Raw genomic sequence first — 6,062 nt, forward strand, 5'->3', positions numbered from 1 at the left:
ATGGCGGGATTTCCTGGGTTACACGCGCGGCGCTTTGACAGTGTGACATTTTAGATAATATTCTCAGTCTATGATTACTGAGGTCGTCGCCGAGATGCTCGAGCAGGTTGCGTTTGAGATCCGCGAAGTTTACGAAGAGCGCGGCCACAACGTGGACTCAGCCTTGGCTCAGGATTCGGCGTTTAGGGAATCCGGACGTAGCCGTTCTTCGCTCAGCCGTGATCTCATCGCGGAAGCATTTGTCGCTGGCGCATCTCGCGTGGGGTTCGATCTCGACTCCGGGGCATGGGGAGCTAAGCAGTTCCGGGCAACCCTGGGCCACTCCTTCGGTTTATTCCGCTTGAAGAAGGCAGAAAAGACAGCAAACGGATCTTACAGGGTCGTCACCAGCAGTTCTTCTTCGTGGGGAGAAATTGATGAGGACACTCTGATTGTTGAAGAGCCCTATGTACTTGGTTACACGCTTAGCAATAACCAGATTGACGACATCTTTTTCGCCAAGGTCAACGGAGTAACCGAAGGCAATCCGGGCGAGCTTGTCCTTGGCCGCGCAGTGCTTCTGGGTGGACGGGGCCCTATCGGTGGTGGATCGTTCGAGCCTGTAGTGGATGACGACCTTCCCGGATTCGACGAGATTGAATCCGACGACTCAGCTTCAGGCGCCGCATGATCCGGCGCTTGGGTGGATTGGAAGTGTGGTCAAGGTAATGAGTGGTCAGGTAATGGATATTCAAAGTGTGGGAAATCGGGTTCGGCGGCTGCGCTTAGCGTCCGGACTTGGGCAAGTCGAACTAGCCGAGCGTATTGGAATCGCGTCCGGCACAGTGTCAATGATCGAGACCGGAGCGCTTCCACTTCCTGATGCTCATCTGGGGCTACTTGCCCACACCCTAGGGGTGACGGAGTCTTATCTTCTTCGGCGTCGAGCTGAGCCAGCCACCACTCGCCCATTGCTGCGCGCCTATGCCGATGCGCCGAAGAAATTGGTCGACACGTTGTCTTCGGACATAGTTACCGCTGTTGAGGCGATAGAGGATCTCTCGCTGAAGCGCGTCCCGGATGCACTCCTTTATTATGACGAGGACTTGAATGACGATGACGCCATTGAGCGGTTTGCTGGCGAAATCAGAACCCGGGCAGGGCTGTCTGCACATGGAATCGTCGATAGTGCAATTCGTTCTGCAGAGAGGCTTGGGTGTCTTGTCCTACCTATGGACAGTGAACTCGGGCGCCATCTCGGAATGTCGATGCGGGTGGACGACGTGCCCGTGCTTCGCGTAAGTAGGTCTTCTTTGAGTCAGGAACACGCCGTTCCAGGTGACCGCCAACGATTCACGGTCGCTCACGAGCTTGGCCATCTGGTCCTGCATCATGCTTCCCCGCAGCCGGCTAACCCCGCGGCAGCAACGAAGATGGAACGTGAAGCCCATCGATTCGCGTCGGCGTTTCTGACCCCAGGGGACGCCGTCGTCGATGATCTCGCCGCGCTAGGAGGCAGAGTCACCCTCTCCAACCTTGCAAGACTCAAAGAGAAGTGGGGACTTTCGATCAAAGCATTCGTCGTTCGATTCCAGCAGCTCGGAGTTATCGATGACGATCAGGCGCGAAGCCTCTACAAGCAGATCTCTGCGCGCAAATGGAACAAGCAAGAGCCCATCAGCGTGGCAAACGAATCTGCTGTCTGGATCCGGCGGGCAATCGACAAACAATTCCCCGGTTCCAATGATCTAGTCGCTGCCGCCGCTCATCACAGTGGCCTAGATAGGAAGTACTTTCATTCGTGGATGGACTGGAGTCCAGAGGCGTCGGGTTCAAAGGACCTAGTTAGCCTGGCGGCCGTTCGCGAACGGAAGCGCACTGAACCGGTCAAATCAAAGACGGATAGGAGGGTAAGCAGCATGGCAAAGGGTGACATCAGTACGTATAACGAGGACGGCGTTTGGAAGTCCAAGGTCGAGGGGAGCTCGCGTGCCGCTCACGCGGGGGGCACAAAAGCAGAACAACAGGCCATAGGGCGAGATATGGCTCGTGATCGCGGAGTTGAGCACACAATCCGCAATCTAAACGGACAGATCAGTGGAAAGAATTCATATGGAAACGACCCCAATCCGCCAAAGGGGTAACGCGGAACTCCGGTGTTTCGCGCCGGTTCTGGCAGATTGAACTAGATAACCGGTTCAGGGGGAGTCTGCGAAAAGTCGCCAGGCATCACCGCTACTTGGTCGATGAAGAGGCCGGCGGAGTGTTGTTTTTCCGCCCCGCCGTCGTTCTCACAGAGGACGAGCTGGCATATGAGCGGAATACGGAACTGTCTGCGAGCATCGAAGCAGCCCGTAAAAGCACCGCAGAACCTCCGTCCGCGACCGCCGCGCACACCGTAAGCACTGAATTTCCCTTGGAGGGGAAACTACAAAGAGGCTGGTACCAGATCAAGGATCTGGTACCAGCCTCTCGTGGAGAAACTCCCATCACCGACGACAGAAGAAATGTCCGTAGTACGCCGGGGTAATGTTTCCGGACGCCGTGTCTTCCGGGACCGTAACTACTGTGCCGTACTCCTCACGCAAAAACCGGACTCCTACCCGGGGATCCAACCAAAATCTCCTCCGTACTTCAGTAAGGCCGTTTGCGTTCCGCTAGTGCGGACGGAACGTTACTTCGCGTAAACGTGGGGGTACTTTGCTTGCAAGACTCAGTGGCCTGAGTTCGCCTCCGTCGTATACTGCGCAGTACTCTGCAGGGAACATAGGCTGGCCCGGGTCTGGAAGCAACTCCGCAAGCGCATCTCTATTGTGCGGAGTTTCACACAGAGCATGAAATACTCCGTCTGGATATTGTTCTACCTGCCCAATCAGGTAAGGGCGGACGCTCTCTTCGTACAGACGGCCGTACCATGACCACCAAACGGGGTAGGGCTTAAGTCCCACCCACTCGTTCCTCAACTCGCTTGACCGGAACACGAACACCAGCGACCTAAACAGTTCTGCGCTATTGTCGCCGAGGAGTTTGTCTCCATACCGCATATAGTTGCGAACTACTTCGGCTGTCGCATGGAAGGCCCCAATCTCGCGGGCAAAGCCGATAAAGAAATCCTTGAGTGTCGAGCGGAACCTGATTTCCTCTAGTGCTTCGCGGGCCACCGTCATGCGCATTGCCCTGACATCGCCGGGGCGTAACTGATTCACCGAATCTAGGGATACCCACGTCACCGGATACCTCGTGTCTAGGCCGAATGAGGTGCCTACTGACTGCTGCCACGCCCGAGCGAATCCCTCTTCTCCATCCCGACTGAAGTCTCCTTGCGGAGGGTGGTATGTGCCGAAGCGGATCGGAATTGCCTCAGGTAAAAAGGCCTGCGCCAAGCGGAGGTACCTGCCCGGGAGGTCAGCGGGTATTTCGTCTGCTAAGCAATACCAAGCAAGCTCCACGGCGTCTGCTCGTGGATATACTTCTGGCTCCGACGAGGGCCTAGCGCGTGGAGTAGGCCACAGTTCTGATGTCTGCTCATCCAGGACTACGCCATGGCATGCCTTAGCAAGCTTCCTAGCGAACCGAATCCCATGCGGAATCTCGGACTCGTCAGATCCTTCGACGTGGACCAGAAAGAGCGTGTCGACGTCAGGTGAGGTGTCTAGAACTTGCTCAGCTATGTCAGCTCGTGTTGTTCTGAACGGCCCGGCGACGGTGAATGAGTACTCGTGCTTCGCGCCACGTGAGACCAACACAGAGCCGTGACTCTGGTTGGCAGAATCTGCGTGGAGTCCCCGGGTGTTTCCGATTAACAGCAAGACGCTCTGCAGATCCGGAGAGTCCGGGCAGAATACCATCAGGTCGTAGGACACTCTTTTGCAGTTCCTTCCGGTTGATAGAGCAAATAACTGGCTGGCATGCAGATCAAGACTAGTGCGTGAGGGGGATATCTCGCCTTATGATGTCACCCCGGCCGATAGCATCTATAAGCCGCTGGTCCGTGATGATCGTGTTGTGTCTCGTATAAATAATGAGGTCTCCGCTGGGCTTATTAGGCCCGCTGTATGCAGCGTAAGTCAGGAAATCTTCGATCTGTTTGGTCCACCGTAACGTCTTCACATTCTTTACTTCGACAACGCTGCCACCCTGCATCCCATCGGGATACCGGTGTGTCGACATCCCAGGAACCTGAACTCGATGTTTCGCGAATTGATCCAATCCAAGAACGTGCTCTGCCCAGCGGCCGATCAGGGATGGGGCTTGGGGAGGGGTAGCAAAGGCCGGGTTATCCGCAGGATAGTTGCACGAATGGCTGGACGCCCGCTGCATCAAAGGCTGGGCGCCTATGGAACTCTTCTTGTAGACACCTGCTGTGACGACGAGGGTGGAGGATCCGGAGAGTGCGCTGACCCTGCCAGCCCCGCCGATCGAGCAGACTGCCGGGTTGTTCGCGTTCTTCTCAATGGCTTTGATGGCATCTTGGTGACGGGTAAAGAAGGCTGCGGCTTTGGGCAGAATGCGTCCGACGAGGGCGATGGCTTCGGCGGCTTTGAAGAGTTTGCCGATGGGGAGGACGCCGATCAGTGCCATGCCGCAGGCGCCGATGTCGCCCTTGGTGAAGCAATTGATGATGTCGGTGACGCCGAAGAAGTCCAGCAGAAGTTGGCCACCTTCTTTGATGATGAAGTCGGTGATGTCACCTTCGGCGAGGGTTTCATGGGCTTTGCGCAGTTCCTCTGCCGCTTCAGGCCCGCCAGCGGCTTCGGCTGCTGCGAGTTCCTCATCGGCAACATTACCGGTGGTGTTCGCAGCCGCTTTTGCCAGGTTCGCGGCGGCCTCTTCTTCGCGCTGTTTTGTGGTTGCGATGGTGACGGCTTCGGTGGCTGCTGCTGCGGCTGCTTCGGCGTCCTTGCCTGCGTTGACGGCTGACTGCTGCGCGTTCGCTGCGGCCTGGCTTGCTGTGGCGGCTGCTGCTGCTGCGTTGTTCGCTGAGGTGGCGGCCTCGGCAGCGTGGCGCTGCGCGGTTTTCGCGTCAGCACGTGCCTGATCGGCTGCCTGTCGGGCGATTGCGAGGGATTCTTCGGCCTGTGCTGCTGAGTCTTTGGCCAGGTTGGCTTGGGTTACTGCTGTGGCTGCCGAGTTCGCGGCAGCGGTCTTGTACGTGGCTGCCTGCGCGGCGTAAGTGTTCGCTTCGGCGCTGGCCTGGCGGGCCACAGCGGCGACACGGGCTGCCTCGTAGGCGTCCGCTTGGGCTTTGGCCGCGAAGCCGACTGCTTTGGAGATGCTGGCGTCGATGGCTGCGACGTGGGCTTTGGTCTCCAGGTCGCGGGCGGTGGCCTCTTTGAGGCGCGACTTGATGAAGTAGCGCATGGCCGTGACGGGGCCTTCGAGCGCTATTTCGGCTGCGGCTCGCGCTTCCGGACCACCAGTATCCAGAATGTTGTTGGCTGTTTCCCGGTCGTCCAGGTCTTTCTGGAGTTGGTACTCCTCTTCCAGGAATAGTCTGATCTTGTTTGGGTCGGCGCTGTCCAAGGCCCTGGCGGCGGCTTCGCGTACCTTGGGTCCGCTGGGGCTGGCGGGATCCAACAGATAGGTGACTTGAAGTTCTTTGGCCCCGGCTTCGAGCTGGTGGCGGGTTGTCGTGACGAATTCTGCGACGGCTTCTTCGCCGCTGTCCAGTGCTTCCTGGGCGGCAATGGTGATCGCCAGGGGCGCCTTATAGGCGTAGGTCATGGCTTCGTCGAATTGGTCTTGTTCGAGCGCGACTTGGCGGCCGGTTTTGATGTACGCGACGATTTCTGCGTTGTCACCGGTCAGTGCTGCTTCGGCACCGGCTTTTACCCATGGCCCACCGATTTTGGCGAGGCCGAGAAGGGCTTTCCGGGCGGCTGGCATGAGTGCTGCCACGCCGGCACCAGATGCGGTGAGTTGGGTCAGGAGTTGCTGGGTAGTGGCCGCATCGGTTTTCGCGCGGTCTTTCGCTGCCTTTTCAGCGGTTAGTCGTATTTCTTCAATCTCTTTGGCGGCGCCGGCCTGGGCGATCCCGTATTCGCGTTCGGCGGCCAGCCGGGCGACGTCGGCGTCTCTGGCTT

The 6,062-nt window shown here is 57.9% G+C and carries 4 protein-coding genes; 2 read left to right on the top strand and 2 right to left on the bottom strand.

Features of this window, described 5'->3' with window-relative positions:
• Positions 1–70: 70 nt before the first annotated feature.
• Together A477_RS0110800 and A477_RS22990 are read left to right on the top strand one after the other, a co-directional pair.
• Entirely contained in the window at positions 71–670 is a 600-nt protein-coding gene (locus tag A477_RS0110800; RefSeq protein ID WP_017199010.1) for a hypothetical protein, read from the top strand.
• Complete coding sequence (locus tag A477_RS22990) at positions 609–2,123, top strand: ImmA/IrrE family metallo-endopeptidase (protein ID WP_083848042.1); 1,515 nt, start codon at positions 609–611, stop codon at positions 2,121–2,123. The genes A477_RS0110800 and A477_RS22990 overlap by 62 nt, the downstream gene beginning before the upstream one ends.
• 513 nt (positions 2,124–2,636) lie before the next feature.
• Here the strand turns inward: A477_RS22990 and A477_RS0110820 are convergent.
• Entirely contained in the window at positions 2,637–3,842 is a 1,206-nt protein-coding gene (locus tag A477_RS0110820; RefSeq protein WP_017199012.1) for a hypothetical protein, read from the bottom strand.
• 58 nt (positions 3,843–3,900) lie between these two features.
• On the bottom strand, positions 3,901–6,062 hold a 2,162-nt coding region (locus tag A477_RS0110825; RefSeq protein ID WP_017199013.1), incomplete at its 5' end, for a putative toxin.

Origin of the sequence: Arthrobacter sp. M2012083 (assembly GCF_000281065.1) — a bacterium.
Taxonomy (GTDB): domain Bacteria; phylum Actinomycetota; class Actinomycetes; order Actinomycetales; family Micrococcaceae; genus Arthrobacter.